The following is a 17,250-nucleotide window of genomic DNA, read 5'->3' on the forward strand; positions in this document are numbered from 1 at the left end:
CCATTCACAACAATAATTTAGAAGAACCTAGAAACCACTATATCTTTACATTGTAATTAAGTGATAGTGTTGACCCCAAATCGCCCCTTGAACTTAACTTAAATGTTGAATGTATCTTTTCCCAAATCGATACTTAGCCTAAAAAGCTTAAACCGATTTAAATCGGAACTCAAATTTTACGATAAACCTACTTATTAAAAAAAGCCCTGAATTACTTCTGGGCTTTTTTATTGATTATCAATTATTTGTTATTGTATCAAAATAGCGTGCAGTTCATCGATTAAACCACACATTTTAACGCAGTTCACAACAGCTATTGATTCGTTCACAACAAAAATTTATTGGTGCGCCCCATGAAATATACATTAGTCATGTATTTGAGATTTAGTGTAATGTCCCGATGAAACTAATCTTAACCGAAAATTTTAAGTATTTGGATTGTGCCCAAGTTTTTACTTGACCTGAAATTTGATTTTATTGACTGTAACAACCAAATTTACGAATCCTACTTAACTAAAAACGCCCTGACAATGTCAGGGCGTTTTACATTTTCTATAATTTTTGTCTCGACACTATAAAGAATAGTTCAAGCCAAACAACCAGTAACTTTGCGTATTTGCATCAGTAGTTGCAAGAGTGGCACCAGGGTTTGCTCCAAGCGCAAAAGATTCTTGTTTGTTACCTCTTAAGCCAAACTCAAATCCAAGTCCAATTCCTTTCCACAAAGTATAACCGAAAGAATTTATCCAATTCCAGTTTGATAAGTCCCCACTCTTATAGCTTTGAAATGTAGAGAAGTTAGATTTAAAATTAACAGCTCCTAACTGTCTTGTATAATCAACTACGATTTTAGCTCCGGTAGACGATTCGTAGGCTGCATCCTCTTCGGCAAATATGAAGTTGTAATTTAACGGGTGAACCACTACAACCATACCTTCAATAGGTAACCAAGTAGCACCTATACCGATATCAAGGTAACCAGGGTTATTGAATTCATTAATTGAAGAACGAAATTCCCCTAAGGCCGATACTGCGAACTTTTTGCTCAAATTATAACCAAACAGGGATGTAAAATTGATTACATCTGTAGTTGGGTTAAATTTATCAGCATCTTCAGCTGGATTTTCAGCGTCCTTATCCTGTAACTTCACCCATTGAAGATTAACATTTGCAGAATTGTTCCAAAAGTATTTCTCTTTCTTCAAATTGGCGAAACCGTTAAGAGCAATACCAATGTTTCCGGCTGAGTTATTCGGCGTCGCTTGCTGATACCAATTATTTGAACCTGATAAGTTAGCTCCAATTGTGCCGAAAATTCCTTTTCGCCATCCAGGCAAACCATCGATTTCACCTTGAATGGCATCGATTCTTCCTTGAATAGCAGCAATCGAGTCGGCTTTAGGGCCTAACATTGCTTTAAGCTCTTCCGCTTTTTTTGTATCGTCTTGTGAATAGGTAAATGCCCCAGCAAATACCGTAAGCGCAACAAAAATTAATTTTTTCATAATGTTTAGTGTTTAAGTGTTTAAGGGAATTTTGCCGCAAAGGTAAGAATTGTTCACAGAAAATAAATAAAACGAAATCTATTTCTTCTTAAAAAGAGGTACGGAAGAACAAGCCTCCCCATACATTATACTCTTAGCAACTGACTGTATTTTGGTTGTAATCCAGAGGTAAGCATTCGGTGGAACTGGCTTATTGCTACACCCTTTGATGATAATTGACTTGTCCTGAAATAGGGTGACATCTATCTTTTCTATTGCCAGCTGGTACAATGAAGTTTCTAATTGTTCAAGATTACCTACAACAACCTTTTTGGCATACGGTTGAAGTTTGGAAGCAATCAACATATTCGCCCAACCGGGAATAATAGCATCGGTGGAACAAGTCAACGCGACAAAGGCATTTTTGTATTGTTCCCAATTGTGTTCGGAAACATGGTTTCTAAACTCCTTTTCCCTTAAAATAAAACCTTCATGTAGCCATTCTTTGATATCTAAAACCACACGCTCTCCTTCGGGATAATAATCCTCTAAGTCAAAAGTGATGAGTTTGCTTTGGGCAACTCTGTTTACGATTTCATCTGACATAAAGTTTTCTTTAAAAAGATTCCCGCCTTTACTGAAATAAGTTCTGCGCAGGCACGGGAATGACAATAAACTTTTTTAGAGCAACCCTAGTTCTAATTTGGCCTCTTCGCTCATTAAATCTTGTGTCCATGGTGGGTCAAAAGTAATTTCGACCTCGGCGTCTTTTACCATATCCAAAGATTTCACCTTCTCTTCAACCTCAACGGGAAGTGTTTCCGCTACCGGACAGTTTGGAGAAGTCAGTGTCATCAATATCTTGACATCATTTTCTTCATTGACCAAAACATCATATATCAGTCCCAATTCATAAATATCAACAGGAATCTCAGGGTCGTAAATGGTCTTAATAACACCTACTATCTTATCCCCAAGTTCTTGGGTATCTATTGTTGTCTCTTCGCTCATACTACTCTTAATTTAACTGTGTTTGATAGGCCACAGCATACAATTTTAATTGTTTTATCATGCTCACCAAGCCATTCGCTCTTGTGGGTGATAAATGTTCTTTCAATCCGATTTCATCGATAAAATCAGTATTTGCCTCAATAATATCCGTGGGCTTTTGATTGCTAAATGCTCGTATTAAAATGGCAATAATTCCCTTGGTAATTATAGCATCGCTATCTGCTGTGAAAACTAATTTATCACCTTCTAACTCCGCATGCACCCAAACCTTACTTTGACAACCTTTTATGATATTATCGTCGGTCTTGTATTGCTCGTCGATTAGTGGGAGTGCTTTCCCCAAGTCAATCATATATTCATAGCGCTGCATCCAATCCTCAAACATGGAAAATTCATCTACGATTTCTTCCTGAATATCTTGTATCTGCATATGACCATCTTAATCTCCAAAAAAAGAGATAAATTATTGTGCAAAAATACGATAAGAATATCGGCTATTCAACAGTTTCTGACAATGCGAGTATTTGATTGATTAATGGTTCGAACAACTCGGGAACATTGCTATAATCTATCTTGAACACCATCTCTTTTGAGTCGTCAATTCCTTTAATCGTCAAAGTCGATCCAATAGCAGCATCTATACTCAGTTTTTCAGAATCAAAACCTTCAGTCTGGTCTGGTAGAGCTTCGCAGCGTTTTAAAAGAGCTTCCCATTCATCTTTTGGCATTACAACTTCGGTTCTATTTTCGGAAGTTCTGTTTTCAAGAACCGAAATTTTTTGTTTAGTCAATTCAATATCCTTGTATAACCCTCTAGAAGAAGCCAGATAGGTTACCTTAATCTCATTTGGAAATTGTTGTGCCGAACATCCTGAGATTATCATCAAAACCAGTAAACCTAAATAATATTTGCTTTTCATCATAAGCCAAAGTAAAAAAAAGACACCTTAATAGGTGTCTTTTTATGATTATATTATGGTAATAATACGGTTAGCTGCCTAAAAAACTTGCTCTAGCTCCACCGGGCGCAAAAATAGCTCGCATTCTAGATTTCTGACCTTCTGAGAACATATACATACAAGCATCATCAACATAGTCCATATAATTCATTGTCATGTCATTCGAACGACAGTTAACTGTTGGATATGAAGGACAACCATAGTTAGGTGCATCAGAGCTAGGAGTATCAGTAACGAAGTCGTCACGCTTACATCTACCATCTCCCCAAATATGTCTCAGATTGGCCCAATGCCCTACTTCATGAGTCATAGTTCTACCACCATTAAATGGTGCTGAAACAAACCCTGTAGTGCCAAAAAACTGAGGTGAAACTACTACGCCATCTGTCGAAGCGCTGCCTCCAGGAAATTGAGCATAACCTAAAATTCCTCCACCAATATTACAAACCCACATATTTAAATGTGTTGCAGGAGATACCACATCAGAACCTCCGTTTGCCGAAGATTTCATGGCGTCATTGGTTCCCCAAGAAGTTCGAGAAGAAGAAACACGGATTACTTGGTCAAGAGTAAAATTAAAGTCAGAATCAGCAACACGACCTGCAAATTCAGAAGGTACTTGATTTACATCACCATTCGTTGCGTTGAAGTCTTTATTCAAGACGGCTATCTGAGAATTAATTTGTGCATCACTTATATTTTCGTTGCTATTGCTATAAATAACATGAACCACTACAGGAATATTTATTACTCCTAAACCGTCATCGACTGGATCTTCGCCTCCTCCATCACCGCCATTACCGCCGTTACCATTGCCGTTACCTGGTTTATCAGGCTTTTTAGATGCAATAAATTGTCTGGCATGTTTTTCAATGTCGAACATTCTTTTCTCAAGACCTTTGTTCGCCTTAAGGTTCTTATTCAACACACGCATGGTTGCACAATCTTTACCATTGTTTCCTTTTCCGGAGAATTCATTTTCTGCTTCATCAGTATAGACATAAAAGTCACTCATGTCTACTTGAACTTCCTGAGCTAAAATGTCATTTTGAACATCGGTTGTGTCTTGCTCACACGAGATTATCACTACTGCAAAAGCAGTTAAACTAAAAAGTACTTTTTTCATACTAAAGGGGAATTTTTTAAGTTAATGTGACGCGAATATATGAATTTTTAACAAATCATTAACTAATTGTGAAATTATTTAAAGAACTGTTAAAACCGTTCGTCGATTTACCCTGATTTAATATAGGGATAACAGAGTCAAAAAGTTATTAACACGAAAGACCTCGATGAAGGGAAATGATTTACTTTAAAGGAGCATGTTTTTTGCTCTTTTTACTCCTTCTACCAAAACATCTACCTCTTCTTTGGTATTATAAAAACAAAAGCTTGCACGAACCGTACCGGGAATATTGAAGAAATCCATAATAGGTTGGGCGCAGTGATGACCTGTTCTAACTGCAATTCCTAATTTATCCAAAATAGAACCAATATCATACGGATGAACTCCTTCAATATTAAAAGATATCACAGAAGTTTTATCCTTTGCCGTCCCGTAGATTTTCAATTTGTCTATTTCGAGTAATTTTTGGGTAGCGTATTCTAAAAGCTCGTGCTCATACTTTGCTATATCATCGAATCCGATGGAATTCATATAATCAAGTGCAGCTCCAAAAGCAATACCACCGCAAATGTTGGGTGTACCTGCCTCAAATTTATGTGGTAAATCAGCATAAGATGTCTTCTCAAAAGTTACTTCAGCTATCATTTCGCCACCACCTTGATATGGAGGAAGTTTAGTCAACAATTCTTCCTTTCCGTAAAGCATTCCAGCTCCTGTTGGGCCACAAACTTTATGAGCGGAAATCGTATAAAAATCAACATCTAAAGCTTGAACATCAGCTACTATATGTGGAGCTGCTTGGGCTCCATCGATTAGAACGGCTGCGCCAACTCCATGTGCCTTTTCAATGATTTCTTCAATAGGGTTTATGGTTCCTAATGCATTGGAAATATGATTACAGAAAACCAGTTTTGTTTTGTCAGATAGGAGTTTATCATATTCATCCATCAATAATTCACCATCTTGATTCATCGGAATTACTTTCAGCAATCCGCCAGTTCGCTCGCAGAGCATCTGCCAAGGCACGATATTGGAGTGGTGTTCCATCGCCGAAACTAGAACTTCATCCCCTTTTTTTAAAAGCGATGAAAAACCATTGGCAACAATATTGATGCTATGGGTCGTACCAGAAGTAAAAATGATTTCATGTGCTTTCGCTGCATTAAAATGTTTTTGAATTTTTATCCGCGCCTGTTCGTATTTATCAGTCGCTTCTTGGGACAGCGCATGAACACCTCTATGAATGTTTGCGTTGTAGTTTTGGTAATACTCTACAATCACATCAATAACCTGTCGCGGGGTTTGCGAAGTGGCCGCATTGTCTAGGTAAACCAAAGGTTTTCCATTTACCTTACGGTCTAAAATAGGGAAGTCTTTACGGATTTCATTTACATCAAACATAGCCACTAAATTGATTTACAAAGATACCTAGTATCCCCCGAAAAAGGGAAGGAATTTCTCTAATTAAAACTAGATTTTGTGATTATAAGAAACTATAATTTGCTGAAAGCTGTAAGGCTACATTGTAGTTTTGAATATTCCCTTCAGCGCCGTTCAAACGGTTCCGTAGTCCAATGTAAAATCTTGGGGAAACCGAAAAACTTTCGCTCACATTAATTCCTATACCTGCTGCAACCCCGTAATCCAACTGAAAGTCTCCAGAAGTAGAAGTTCTATCATCAGGTAGCGTATCATCGCGCTGGTCGAGATTCTTGATTTTGGTCACTTGATTTAACAGGAATCCGAACTGTGGTCCAAACTCGACATCCAAACGGTCATTTAGGGCAAACTTTCCAAGTATGGGTATAGTCAAATAATTGAACTGTACATTGGTGCGGATATCATTTTGATCTAATACCTCATCTCCATTCTGAATGGTTAGCAAATCAGAACTAAATTGAAACCCTTGCGAGGAATACAACAATTCGGGTTGAAAGGAAAATCTATCGGTAAATTCTACCTCAAGATAAACCCCAGCATGACCTGAAAAACGAAATTTAATTCCATCAGTCAAATCACCAATTATTGAAGAATAGTTTAAGCCTGCCTTTACCCCAAAAGTAGTTTCCTGGGCATTCAAAGTTACCTTAGAACTTAGTAAAAGTAAAAGAATACAAAGGCATTTTCTCATTTCAATGGTTGAATTATGAGGAATTTCAAATGAAGTGCAACTACAATTTGTTACAAATCAAAACCTAGATTAACTCCCAATTTTTTGGCAATCAATTTATTGATTCTAGCTTTCAATTCAGGAATGCGAACACTTTCTAAAACATTATTGGCGAAAGCATACATTAACAATGCTCGTGCTTCTTTCTCAGGAATTCCTCGTGATTGTAAGTAGAACATCGCATCCTCATCTAATTGGCCGATAGTACAACCATGTGAGCATTTCACGTCATCCGCAAATATCTCTAGTTGGGGTTTTGTATTGATGGTTGCCTTGTCGCTTATCAGAATATTATTGTTTTGCTGAAAAGCATTTGTTTTCTGTGCAATCTTGTCAACGATAATCTTTCCATTGAAAACACCTGTGGAATTTTCACCATAAATACCCTTATAATCTTGATGACTTTCGCAGTTGGGCTCTATATGGTGTACCAAGGTATGGTGGTCAACATGCTGCTTTTCACCAAGAATGGTAACCCCTTTCATGGTTGAATCCATATACTCACCATTCTGATAGAAATTAAGGTTATTACGTGTCAACTTTCCACCGAAAGAGAAGGTATGGACATTTACAAAACTTTTACTCTTTTGATTGATGTATGTATTATCTATCAATGACGCAGTAGCGGCATCGTTCTGTACTTTGTAATAATCTATAATAGCGCTCTTAGCAGCAAATATTTCGGTAACAGAATTGGTCAGAACTTCATTGGTAGTTAAGCTTTGATGACGTTCGATAACTTGAAGCTCAGCGTTTTCCTCAACAATTATGAGGTTTCTGGGCTGTAGCATCAAAGAAGCTTCATTTCCTGTCGCAAAGTGTACGATTTCAACCGGCTTCTTCGGCATTTTATTTTTGGGGATGTATATATAAGCACCTTCCCTACTAAAAGCCGTATTCAAAGTCGTCAACGATTCATCTTTGGAAGCCACCTTATTAAAATATACATCGATGACTGCCTTATACATTGGCTTTGTCAAAGCTGAACTCATCAAACAGATATCTACTCCGTCATGAGTTGTTTCCGAAAGATTGGAGCTATAGATACCATCGATAAATACAATTTTATAAGTATCGATATCGTGGATGAAATATTTCTTGACATCTTTATAATCAAGAGCGTTATCCTGTTTTGGAAAAATACTGAAGTCAATCTTTTGAAGACTGTTCAATGACGTATACTTCCAAGCCTCTTCTTTTTTAGACGGAAAGCCCTTCTGTTCAAAATTCTTCATGGCCTCCGTGCGCACATCATGTACAGGATGGTCAATATCGACGTTGTTCTCAAACGCCATGAAGGAAGAAACTAATTTATCTTTTAAATCCATAATTCTAAACCGTTGCTTCTTGCTTAATCCAATCGTATCCTTTTGCCTCTAGTTCCAAAGCCAATTCTTTGCCTCCAGATTTTACAATCTTACCGTTATGCAATACATGAACAAAATCAGGAACTATATACTCTAGCAAACGCTGATAGTGTGTAATAACAATTACTGCGTTGTCTTTACTTTTCAATTTGTTTACTCCATTGGCAACAATTCGTAACGCATCGATATCCAGTCCGGAATCTGTTTCGTCAAGAATGGCCAATTTGGGTTCCAACATCGCCATTTGAAAAATTTCATTTCGCTTTTTCTCTCCTCCTGAGAAGCCTTCGTTAAGTGAACGGGATAAAAATTTTCGGTCGATTTCCAACATTTCAGCCTTTTCGCGAATCATTTTTAACATCTGATTGGCGGGCATATCTTCTAAACCTTTTGCCTTGCGGGATTCGTTGATGGCCGTCTTCATAAAATTGGTCACCGAAACACCTGGAATCTCCACAGGATATTGAAACGAAAGAAAAACACCTTTATGAGCTCTGTCTTCCGGAGCGTCATCTTCCAAATCCTCTCCATCCAAAACCACACTGCCCTTGGTCACCTCAAACTCTTCTTTTCCAGCAATAACCGACGCCAAGGTACTTTTCCCTGATCCGTTAGGCCCCATAATCGCATGAACTTCCCCAGCATTTACTTCAAGGTTGATTCCGTTTAATATTTCCTTGTCTTCTACACTCGCGTGTAAATCATTGATCTTAAGCATATTTTTTACTTTAAATATTCGGGTGCCTTCGGCATTTTATTAAAATCTTCTTTTTGGTGCTGTAGATACACCTTTGCATTTTTTTCTTTGGCAAAAGCTTCAAAAGCATCCATACTTTTAAGGGTCTCCTCTACATCGGTATTAAAAACAGGAATTCTTCTATGTATTCTGTTTTCATATGTATGATATAAATCTCCCGTTAGCAATAAAGGACCGTGTTCAGGCAGGTCGAGAAATAAGACCTGATGACCAGGCGTGTGCCCGGGCATTGATTTGATGATTACGCTTCCATCACCAAATACATCATGATCTCCTTTTAATTTTTGAACGGTCGTAAGTTCTTTGATGGCTTCATACAAACCTGCATTTTCTCCATTTTTAATCTCGTCACTAGTAATAAAATCATACTCCGTTTCTTGAACCAGCCAGATTGCATCCTTTAAAACATTGGCATGGCCACTATGATCAAAGTGTGAATGAGACATAGCAATATATTTAATGTCTTGCGGCGTCATTCCTATGGATTTCAATTGGCTCTTTACCGAATCCTTTCTAGAAATAGTGAAATTTCCCCCTGGCGGTGTAACCGGTTCCGGTGATGCTACGAGACCTTCTGGAAGACCGGCATCCCACATTAAATTTCCATTAGGGTGACTGATTACATAAAAGGCATCTGAAAACTCTTTTGTTTGACCTCGATACGTAGTGTCTTGCGAAAACAATTCTAGATTGTTGACCATGACCGTACCACCATCAAAAGTGTAGAGTTTTACCTCTGGTTTAACTATCTCGGCTACTTCCTCTTTTACTTCTTTCTTTACCTCTTTGCAAGAAAAGACAAGAACCGTTAAGGATAATAGTATGATTACATGTTTTTTCATTTTCAAATTTCTTATCCGACAGAACCTTCTAAACTAATTTCTAGAAGTTTTTGTGCTTCAACTGCAAATTCCATAGGAAGTTTATTCAGTACTTCTTTGCTAAAACCGTTTACGATTAATGCAATGGCCTTTTCCGTATCGATTCCTCTTTGGTTGCAATAGAAAATCTGGTCTTCACCTATTTTACTTGTTGTCGCCTCGTGTTCTATTTGTGCCGATTTGTTTTTTGCCTCGATATACGGAAAAGTATGCGCTCCACATTCATTCCCCATTAAAAGGGAATCACATTGCGAGAAGTTACGTGCATTTTCCGCTCTAGAACCAATTTGAACCAAACCTCGATAACTGTTCTGAGATTTTCCTGCGGATATTCCTTTAGAAATAATAGTACTCCTGGTATTCTTTCCTAAATGGACCATTTTAGTCCCGGTATCCGCTTGTTGAAAATTATTCGTAACCGCAATGGAGTAAAACTCTCCAACAGAATTATTTCCTTTCAGAATACATGAAGGGTATTTCCAAGTAACTGCGGAACCGGTTTCTACCTGCGTCCATGAAATTTTGGAATTCTTTTCACACAAACCTCTTTTGGTTACGAAGTTGTAAACTCCGCCTTTTCCTTCAGCATTACCAGGATACCAGTTTTGAACCGTCGAATATTTTATTTCGGCATCATCAAGTGCAATCAGCTCAACAACAGCTGCGTGCAATTGATTTTCATCACGTGACGGCGCTGTACAACCTTCCAAATAACTAACATAACTACTCTCATCTGCAATTACCAAAGTTCGTTCAAATTGGCCTGTACCACCTTCGTTGATTCTAAAATACGTTGATAATTCCATGGGGCATTTAACACCCTTCGGAATATAACAGAAAGAACCGTCTGTAAATACAGCCGAATTCAATGCAGCATAAAAGTTATCTGTTTTAGGTACAACCGTACCCATATATTTCTTAACCAACTCAGGATGTTCTTGAATCGCTTCAGAAATCGGCATAAAGATGATGCCTTTTTCCGCTAGAGTTTTTTTGAACGTGGTTGCCACTGAAACCGAATCAACAACAATATCAACAGCGACATTCTGTAGCTTCTTTTGTTCATCAACTGAAATCCCTAATTTTCGATACATCTCCAACAAATCTGGATCTACATCGTCCAATGATTTATTAGGATCAGCAGCTTTTGGAGCAGAATAGTAACTTATCGCCTGAAAATCTGGCTTTTCATAATGCACATTTGCCCATTCTGGCTCTTCCATCTTTTCCCAAATGCGGAAAGCTTCTAAACGCCAATCCGTCATCCAATCAGGCTCGTTTTTCTTTTTAGAAATCGCACGAACGATATCTTCATTCAATCCTTTTGGGAAAGTATCAGACTCAATATCCGTATAGAAACCGTATTCATATTCTTTGGTTTCCAGTTCCTTTTTTAACTCCTCTTCAGTATATGCCATAATCTTTTAAAGTCAACGAGGTAAAAAAGTTAAAGAGTTAAGGTTGATGGATACTTTTATCTCAACCAAAATCATTTCTCTTCTTTACGTATTTTATATAGTTTGAAAGCTGCTTCGATATCCCCGAAATATCATTCTTTAAGTCATCCGCCTCCTTAGGTGTGATATACTTTACAGTTTTCAACACATTAATAATATTCCTTACTTCACCGGCCGAGCCTTTTGAAAAATAAAGAAAACGTATTAATTCTTTATCTGTTTCTCTTTCGAAACCCTCTGCAATATTGTTAGATATTGAAAGAGTGGCTCTTTTTAATTGGTCAGTAAATGCCCATTCTTTTTTGAACTCCTCTTTTTTAAGCAATTCAAAAATCTCTATTGTAAACTCAATCGCGGCTTTGTAAACTTCAAGATCTTCAAAAGAAGTATACTTCGCCATATTTTACTTTAACTTATTTCCTCCTTTAACTCTTTACCTTACTTTATAATGAAAAGCTCTCGCCACAACCGCAGGTGCGTTGCGCATTCGGATTGTTAAAAACAAATCCTTTTCCATTCAGCCCACCCGAATATTCTAAAACAGTGCCTACTAGGTACAAAAAGCTTTTCTTATCTACGATGATACGAACATCATTGTCTTCAAAGACCTTGTCTGTTTCGCCCATCTTATTATCAAAATCAAGTTCATACGATAAACCACTACAACCCCCACTTTTAACGCCTACACGGACATAGTCCGTTGTCGCGTCAAAACCTTCTTCGGTCATTAGGTTCATGACTTTTTGTTTTGCCGTTTCTGATACTTGAATCATAATATTCTTGCTTGCTACCAAATTCTATTTGGTATGATTCTAAATAGTTTACAAATATAGGCTATAAGTCTCTTTTTACAAGAGTTCCTAACATTATTATAACGTATGTTGAAATAGGGGTTTTCTATGGAAGAGTCAACAAAAAAACCAAGGCTGATTTTAAGAATGAATAAGTAGTCACTCTAGAATTTTTGGCGAGGGGTTTTTGCCTTTAAAAAGAACAGTAGATTTTCTCTATTTAACCTTAATAATTACGGCGTCGGATTTTCCTTTGTTCTGCAGATTTGGAAAATCATCACTTGACGTTTCACCAACCAAGATAATGCTTCCGTCTTCAGTTTCTATAGCGTCGAAACCAAAATCAAGACCGGTTCCACCGAATGTTTTCTGCCATTCCATAGTACCCTTAGCATCTGTTTTTACCAGCCAAATGTCATTTTCTCCCGCATTCGCATTCAAGTCATTGTTAGTGCTTTTGGAGTTTCCGGCAATAATAAAACCGCCATCTTTGCTCAAAGTAACACTTTGCCCATCCTCAAATTCGGCGCCGCCATAACTTTTATCCCAAACTTTTTTCCCGTTGGCATTAATCTTAATCAACCAAATGTCAGATGCTCCATTATTTTTGGAAACATCAGCATCATGGCTAAATGAATTTCCTGTGATGACATAACCGCCATCTGCCGTTTTCGAAACATCTTGTGCTCTTTCAATCCCTGTCCCTCCAAAAGAACCTTCCCAAACTAAATTGCCCTTATCATCAACTTTAACCACCCAGAAATCGTAACTGCCTCGAGAATTTGCAATGTCAAAATCATTACTTTCTGTAAATCCAGCCATGACATATCCGCCATCATCGGCTCGGACTACCGAATGGGCACGGTCATTATTTGTTCCGCCAAAATATCCTCGCCACTCCACCTTAGCTTTGGCATCTATTTTTGTTCCCCAAAATTCTCCTACCCCATGCGCCGTAATTGAATTTCTTTTTTCAGTATTGCCATCTGCTCTTGCCGAAGTGATGTCTAAAAATCCAACGAAAAATAATCCGCCGTCTTCTGTTTCCAGAAGGTCGTAGGAATGATCATGTCCTGAAAAACCGAAACTTTTTTCCCACTCTATATTTCCTGAGGCATCTAGCTTTAGAATCCAATTATCGTGAAATCCTTTGTTTACGGTTCCGTCACCGTCACTACTCATTGCATATCCTGTTAGAGCATATCCCCCATCTTGTGTTTGCACTAAACTTTGTCCACGGTCATCTTTACTTCCGCCATAGGTTTTGCTCCATTGTACATTTCCCGATTCATCTAGCTTTAACAGCCAATAGTCATTAACCGCGGTAGTTTTTCCATTCAAATCACCATCTGTACTATTTGAAAAACCTAAAACCGCAAAACCTCCATCAGTAGTAGAAATAATAGCTCTAGCGGTATCTTCTTCTGAACCGCCAAAGTTTTGCATCCAATCTACCTCTCCTAAAAATGTTGTTTTCTGAATTTCTCCTATACCTTCAACATCTGAATCTTTAGTGCAGCTAAAGGCAAAAAATAGAATGACTATGCATATAAATTTCTTCAATCTTAATTTGATTTTCTAATGATAAACAATCCGGCATTGATATCGCTTACTACTATTTTTCCGCTCTCAAAATATGGGTAAACACTCCATACCCCCGAAAACTGAGCTCTGTCTGAGGAGATAAAAGTATCGAAGAACCCTGATTCTGATATTGATTTGTTTGCAACTCCTGAAATATCCAAAACACGCACTCCTGCAGTATAATTAGCCAAAAAGTACTCATTTCCTTTTACATAACCATTGTGGTCAATGGCACTGGTTGTTCCTAAATAGGTGTCATGTTCAACAGGATTGTCTAAATCGGAAAAATCGAATACCAAAGTTCTTGATTTAAATCCGCGCTCCACTTCATCCAATTCATCTCCTAATAAAAAATACCGTTGGTCTTCAGTAAACCAACCTTGATGCGTGTACTCAATATTTGGATAACGAACAGAGGAAATAAATCGAGGGGCTTCCTTATCGGTAACATCCGCAATTATAACAACGTCCTCATTTGCACCGACATAAATTTCTCTTCCCGTATAATCAGAATCAGGGCCGTTATACGTTATAACTTGGGCATCGTGAGAATAGCCATTGTCAGCATAGCCCCCTGTAGCCTGTGGGTTTTTAGGGTCTTGAATATTAATGAAATGAGCTCCACCACGAAATGCATCATCGCGAGCCGTTCCTACTACATAAGCAAAGCCCGTATCTTCATTGATGACTATATTATGGGCATTTCCAAAACCCGTATATCTTGCATCAGCCTGAAAAGTGACAGGTGGATTATCAACATTCCGCAATTTGGTCAGGTCTAAAACTTGCATACCGTGTCCAGGGGCTTCTGATACTATAAAGGCATGATCTTTATAAACTTTTACATCCCGCCAGGAAATTGGATCTCCTGCGGAGGGCAGTTTTCCCAAATAAATCAGGTTTTCCTCATCAGAAATATCCACAAAAGCCGTCCCGTTGTCAAGTCCCATTATCGCATATTCCTTTCCAGTTGTTGCATCTGTCCAGCCCCAGCTATCATTACCTGATTGTGCGCCAAAATCCTCTAAAGAAATTCGACCAATAAAATCATACCCATCGCAAGGGTAAGTTCCAGCCAAACCATTTTCACATGGGGTTACATTGGAAAGCAATGGAGTTTCAATATCAGGGCCGTCGTTCATAGTTGGACTTTCATCAATTGTGCATCCGATTAAAAGTAATAGGGAGAGACCTAGGAAAACAGATTTTTTCATTGTGTTTTTTATTTAATTCAGCAAAGATAAAGGATATCAGATTCCATTACCATTAAAGCCAATCATAACTACAACAGTTTAATTCATATTAACCCTACGAAAGATTGGATATTTATTGTCCCTTACTGTAATACTTCTACTTTTGCAATATGCTAGAAGATAAAAATCAGGAGCGGACTTCTCTGGAAAAATTGGGTGAATTTGGACTTATAGACCATTTGACAAAAGAATTTACCATGCAACATGAATCAACCTTAAAAGGTATTGGTGACGATGCTGCTATTCTTGATTTCAAAGACAAGAAAACGGTGTTATCAACGGACTTGCTTATCGAAGGCGTTCATTTTGATCTTAGTTATGTGCCATTAAAGCATTTGGGCTACAAAGCGGTAGTTGTAAATCTATCGGACATTTACGCCATGAATGCAACGGCTACCCAGATTACCGTTTCGATTGCGGTATCCAATCGTTTTCCTTTGGAAGCAATCGAGGAATTATATGCAGGGATCGCATTAGCCTGTAAGAAATTTAAAGTTGATTTGATTGGTGGCGACACAACTTCTTCAACCACCGGATTACTAATAAGCGTAACGGCCATTGGCGAAGCCAATGAAAAAAATATCGCTTTTAGAAAAGGAACTAAGCCAAATGACTTGCTGGTTGTAACAGGTGATTTAGGAGGGGCCTATATGGGACTGCAAGTTTTGGAACGCGAAAAGGAGGTTTTTAAAGTCAATCCGAACAGTCAACCTGATTTGGAACCCTATTCATATATCGTTGAGCGTCAACTTAAGCCAGAAGCACGAAAAGATATTTCAGGATTATTACAGGTTCTGGGAGTTCAACCTACTTCAATGATTGATATTAGTGACGGACTGTCATCTGAAATTCTACACCTGTGTAAAAACAGTGAAGTTGGTTGTAATTTGTTCGAGGAGAAAATTCCTTTGGATCCAACGGTTATATCAGCTTGTGAGGAATTCAATATTGACAGCACAATGGTAGCCTTAAGTGGTGGTGAAGATTATGAGTTACTCTTTACGGTGGACCAAAAAGACTTTGAAAAGATAAAAGGAAATCCGAATCTATCAATTATTGGTCATATGACCGATGCTTCTGAAGGCGCCCATTTGATTACCAGAGCCAATACCAAGATTCCGTTGACGGCTCAGGGGTGGAACTCCTTCAAATCAGAATAGCCTTTTTTCGAATCTCTAAGAAATGATTAGCTTGTACTTATAAGTGCTAACTATTTTATGGAATCTATTTTAAATGCAGGTTTGGGAATTGGAGTTCTTATGTTCCTCCTACTGCTTTTCAAAAAACCAAAAAAGTCCGAAGATTATCTCTTTCTTTCTTGGATTGTTATCACTCTTTTGCAGATTGTCTTCTCTCTTATTACCATTTATTATTTTGAATTAAAGGGAATATGGGCCATTCTCGGGTTCGGTCTTCCATTGCTTGGAGCTCCCCTTCTTTTTATATATATACTAATTCTTACAGGTCATTCAATTTCATGGAAAACCTTTATTGGTCATTTGTGTGTTTATCCTATCTATGTTTTATTGCTTTTAATTTTTCAGGAAACCTATTCCATGGAAATAGTAGCTTCTAACGGATTTCTGGACTTATCTGACAGTTCAAATATCTGGACAAATTATTATGCTATTCCCATGGCAATTTCAGGATTGATTTATTTCATATGGAATTTGACACTTCTAAGAACACACAGAGAAAAGATAGTCAACCTATTTTCATTTAAAGAACGTATCAATTTAAAGTGGTTGGACTACATCGTGTATTCTTATCTTATTTTGTTTGTCTTAGCTTCTTTTCTGATTTTTGGGTCCATTCACTTTCAGTTATTCTCTATGAAAAGTGCTTTTGCCTTGGTGGGCATATTGCTATGTCTAATGCTACTAGTTTTTGGGTTTTATGGTTTTAGACAAACCGCTATCTTTTCAAATAGGGAGATGGCTAAACCCATAGCGCCGTCTGGCATATCAAAAGCATCATATGCAAAATCAGGATTAGATGAGGAAAGGATTAAAGACTTGGCAAAAACACTGTCAAACCATATGGAGACAACAAGTCCTTACTTAAATGAGGACTTAAATTTAAAAAATCTCTCTGCGGAATGTGGTATACAGCAAACTCATATTTCGCAAGTCATAAACCAACATTTCAAAATGAACTTTTATGACTTTATAAATCAGTACCGCATTGAGGAAACCAAAAAAAGACTGAGCTCCTCGGACTTCGACCATTTATCGGTTCTTGGAATTGCCTTTGAGTGCGGATTTAAATCAAAATCTTCCTTTAACCGATACTTCAAAAAGTATACTGGTGTTTCTCCCTCTGAATTCAAGAAAAAACAAACAAAATAGGTTCAGCCAATCGGTTGGGTCGCCAATAGCAGCTCTTTATTCAATATTTGTGCAAAACCTCA

General features: G+C 37.7%; 18 protein-coding genes. 2 read left to right on the forward strand and 16 right to left on the reverse strand.

Annotated features, from left to right (window positions below):
• Positions 1–572 precede the first annotated feature (572 nt).
• The 16 genes from FEE95_RS05215 to FEE95_RS05290 all read right to left on the reverse strand — a co-directional run bounded on the left by FEE95_RS05215 (position 573) and on the right by FEE95_RS05290 (position 14,801).
• Positions 573–1,505 (reverse strand): DUF3078 domain-containing protein, encoded by a 933-nt coding sequence (locus FEE95_RS05215; protein WP_138656764.1) that lies wholly within the window; start codon positions 1,503–1,505, stop codon positions 573–575.
• Between the two features lie 78 nt (positions 1,506–1,583).
• Entirely contained in the window at positions 1,584–2,090 is a 507-nt protein-coding gene (locus FEE95_RS05220) for a DUF2480 family protein (protein WP_138656765.1), read from the reverse strand.
• 75 nt (positions 2,091–2,165) lie between these two features.
• Positions 2,166–2,495 carry a DUF59 domain-containing protein gene (locus tag FEE95_RS05225; RefSeq protein ID WP_138656766.1) on the reverse strand — a complete coding sequence of 110 codons (330 nt, stop codon included), beginning with the start codon at positions 2,493–2,495 and terminating at the stop codon, positions 2,166–2,168.
• A 7-nt stretch (positions 2,496–2,502) separates the two neighbouring features.
• The gene (locus tag FEE95_RS05230; protein WP_138656767.1) at positions 2,503–2,925 is read right to left on the reverse strand and encodes a SufE family protein; all 423 of its coding nucleotides are present in this window, start codon (positions 2,923–2,925) and stop codon (positions 2,503–2,505) included.
• A gap of 64 nt (positions 2,926–2,989) precedes the next feature.
• Positions 2,990–3,418: a hypothetical protein gene (locus FEE95_RS05235; protein ID WP_138656768.1), complete on the reverse strand. Its 429-nt coding sequence runs from the start codon at positions 3,416–3,418 to the stop codon at positions 2,990–2,992.
• A gap of 67 nt (positions 3,419–3,485) precedes the next feature.
• The gene (locus FEE95_RS05240; RefSeq protein WP_138656769.1) at positions 3,486–4,580 is read right to left on the reverse strand and encodes a zinc metalloprotease; all 1,095 of its coding nucleotides are present in this window, start codon (positions 4,578–4,580) and stop codon (positions 3,486–3,488) included.
• 186 nt (positions 4,581–4,766) lie between these two features.
• On the reverse strand, positions 4,767–5,981 hold the full coding sequence (locus tag FEE95_RS05245) for an aminotransferase class V-fold PLP-dependent enzyme (protein ID WP_138656770.1): 1,215 nt from the start codon (positions 5,979–5,981) through the stop codon (positions 4,767–4,769).
• Between the two features lie 82 nt (positions 5,982–6,063).
• Positions 6,064–6,711: a porin family protein gene (locus FEE95_RS05250; RefSeq protein WP_138656771.1), complete on the reverse strand. Its 648-nt coding sequence runs from the start codon at positions 6,709–6,711 to the stop codon at positions 6,064–6,066.
• A 50-nt stretch (positions 6,712–6,761) separates the two neighbouring features.
• Complete coding sequence (gene sufD, locus FEE95_RS05255; protein ID WP_138656772.1) at positions 6,762–8,078, reverse strand: Fe-S cluster assembly protein SufD; 1,317 nt, start codon at positions 8,076–8,078, stop codon at positions 6,762–6,764.
• A 4-nt stretch (positions 8,079–8,082) separates the two neighbouring features.
• Positions 8,083–8,835, reverse strand: a complete 753-nt coding sequence (sufC, locus tag FEE95_RS05260; RefSeq protein WP_138656773.1) for a Fe-S cluster assembly ATPase SufC — start codon at positions 8,833–8,835, stop codon at positions 8,083–8,085.
• A gap of 5 nt (positions 8,836–8,840) precedes the next feature.
• Positions 8,841–9,716, reverse strand: coding sequence for an N-acyl homoserine lactonase family protein (locus FEE95_RS05265; protein ID WP_138656774.1), 876 nt, complete (start codon positions 9,714–9,716; stop codon positions 8,841–8,843).
• 11 nt (positions 9,717–9,727) lie between these two features.
• Positions 9,728–11,173 (reverse strand): Fe-S cluster assembly protein SufB, encoded by a 1,446-nt coding sequence (gene sufB, locus FEE95_RS05270; RefSeq protein ID WP_138656775.1) that lies wholly within the window; start codon positions 11,171–11,173, stop codon positions 9,728–9,730.
• Between the two features lie 61 nt (positions 11,174–11,234).
• On the reverse strand, positions 11,235–11,612 hold the full coding sequence (locus FEE95_RS05275; protein ID WP_138656776.1) for a four helix bundle protein: 378 nt from the start codon (positions 11,610–11,612) through the stop codon (positions 11,235–11,237).
• A gap of 43 nt (positions 11,613–11,655) precedes the next feature.
• Positions 11,656–11,985, reverse strand: a complete 330-nt coding sequence (locus tag FEE95_RS05280) for a HesB/IscA family protein (protein ID WP_138656777.1) — start codon at positions 11,983–11,985, stop codon at positions 11,656–11,658.
• Between the two features lie 234 nt (positions 11,986–12,219).
• Positions 12,220–13,566 carry a hypothetical protein gene (locus FEE95_RS05285; protein ID WP_138656778.1) on the reverse strand — a complete coding sequence of 449 codons (1,347 nt, stop codon included), beginning with the start codon at positions 13,564–13,566 and terminating at the stop codon, positions 12,220–12,222.
• A 2-nt stretch (positions 13,567–13,568) separates the two neighbouring features.
• A complete protein-coding gene (locus tag FEE95_RS05290) occupies positions 13,569–14,801 on the reverse strand; it encodes a choice-of-anchor B family protein (protein ID WP_138656779.1) in 1,233 nt (410 codons plus the stop codon).
• Between the two features lie 149 nt (positions 14,802–14,950).
• Between FEE95_RS05290 and thiL the strand changes: the two genes are divergently transcribed.
• Together thiL and FEE95_RS05300 are read left to right on the forward strand one after the other, a co-directional pair.
• Positions 14,951–16,000 carry a thiamine-phosphate kinase gene (gene thiL, locus FEE95_RS05295; RefSeq protein ID WP_138656780.1) on the forward strand — a complete coding sequence of 350 codons (1,050 nt, stop codon included), beginning with the start codon at positions 14,951–14,953 and terminating at the stop codon, positions 15,998–16,000.
• Between the two features lie 57 nt (positions 16,001–16,057).
• Complete coding sequence (locus tag FEE95_RS05300) at positions 16,058–17,188, forward strand: helix-turn-helix domain-containing protein (RefSeq protein ID WP_138656781.1); 1,131 nt, start codon at positions 16,058–16,060, stop codon at positions 17,186–17,188.
• The last annotated feature ends 62 nt before the right edge of the window (positions 17,189–17,250 follow it).

Source organism: Maribacter algarum (ex Zhang et al. 2020), assembly GCF_005885635.1.
GTDB classification, from domain to species: Bacteria; Bacteroidota; Bacteroidia; order Flavobacteriales; family Flavobacteriaceae; genus Maribacter_C; species Maribacter_C algarum.

What these genes read in the sequence shown, in the direction of transcription:
- FEE95_RS05215 (WP_138656764.1), bottom strand. Translation starts at nt 1,505, where the DNA reads ATGAAAAAATTAATTTTTGTTGCGCTTACGGTATTTGCTGGGGCATTT.
- FEE95_RS05220 (WP_138656765.1), bottom strand. Translation starts at nt 2,090, where the DNA reads ATGTCAGATGAAATCGTAAACAGAGTTGCCCAAAGCAAACTCATCACT.
- FEE95_RS05225 (WP_138656766.1), bottom strand. Translation starts at nt 2,495, where the DNA reads ATGAGCGAAGAGACAACAATAGATACCCAAGAACTTGGGGATAAGATA.
- FEE95_RS05230 (WP_138656767.1), bottom strand. Translation starts at nt 2,925, where the DNA reads ATGCAGATACAAGATATTCAGGAAGAAATCGTAGATGAATTTTCCATG.
- FEE95_RS05235 (WP_138656768.1), bottom strand. Translation starts at nt 3,418, where the DNA reads ATGATGAAAAGCAAATATTATTTAGGTTTACTGGTTTTGATGATAATC.
- FEE95_RS05240 (WP_138656769.1), bottom strand. Translation starts at nt 4,580, where the DNA reads ATGAAAAAAGTACTTTTTAGTTTAACTGCTTTTGCAGTAGTGATAATC.
- FEE95_RS05245 (WP_138656770.1), bottom strand. Translation starts at nt 5,981, where the DNA reads ATGTTTGATGTAAATGAAATCCGTAAAGACTTCCCTATTTTAGACCGT.
- FEE95_RS05250 (WP_138656771.1), bottom strand. Translation starts at nt 6,711, where the DNA reads ATGAGAAAATGCCTTTGTATTCTTTTACTTTTACTAAGTTCTAAGGTA.
- sufD (WP_138656772.1), bottom strand. Translation starts at nt 8,078, where the DNA reads ATGGATTTAAAAGATAAATTAGTTTCTTCCTTCATGGCGTTTGAGAAC.
- sufC (WP_138656773.1), bottom strand. Translation starts at nt 8,835, where the DNA reads ATGCTTAAGATCAATGATTTACACGCGAGTGTAGAAGACAAGGAAATA.
- FEE95_RS05265 (WP_138656774.1), bottom strand. Translation starts at nt 9,716, where the DNA reads ATGAAAAAACATGTAATCATACTATTATCCTTAACGGTTCTTGTCTTT.
- sufB (WP_138656775.1), bottom strand. Translation starts at nt 11,173, where the DNA reads ATGGCATATACTGAAGAGGAGTTAAAAAAGGAACTGGAAACCAAAGAA.
- FEE95_RS05275 (WP_138656776.1), bottom strand. Translation starts at nt 11,612, where the DNA reads ATGGCGAAGTATACTTCTTTTGAAGATCTTGAAGTTTACAAAGCCGCG.
- FEE95_RS05280 (WP_138656777.1), bottom strand. Translation starts at nt 11,985, where the DNA reads ATGATTCAAGTATCAGAAACGGCAAAACAAAAAGTCATGAACCTAATG.
- FEE95_RS05290 (WP_138656779.1), bottom strand. Translation starts at nt 14,801, where the DNA reads ATGAAAAAATCTGTTTTCCTAGGTCTCTCCCTATTACTTTTAATCGGA.
- thiL (WP_138656780.1), top strand. Translation starts at nt 14,951, where the DNA reads ATGCTAGAAGATAAAAATCAGGAGCGGACTTCTCTGGAAAAATTGGGT.
- FEE95_RS05300 (WP_138656781.1), top strand. Translation starts at nt 16,058, where the DNA reads ATGGAATCTATTTTAAATGCAGGTTTGGGAATTGGAGTTCTTATGTTC.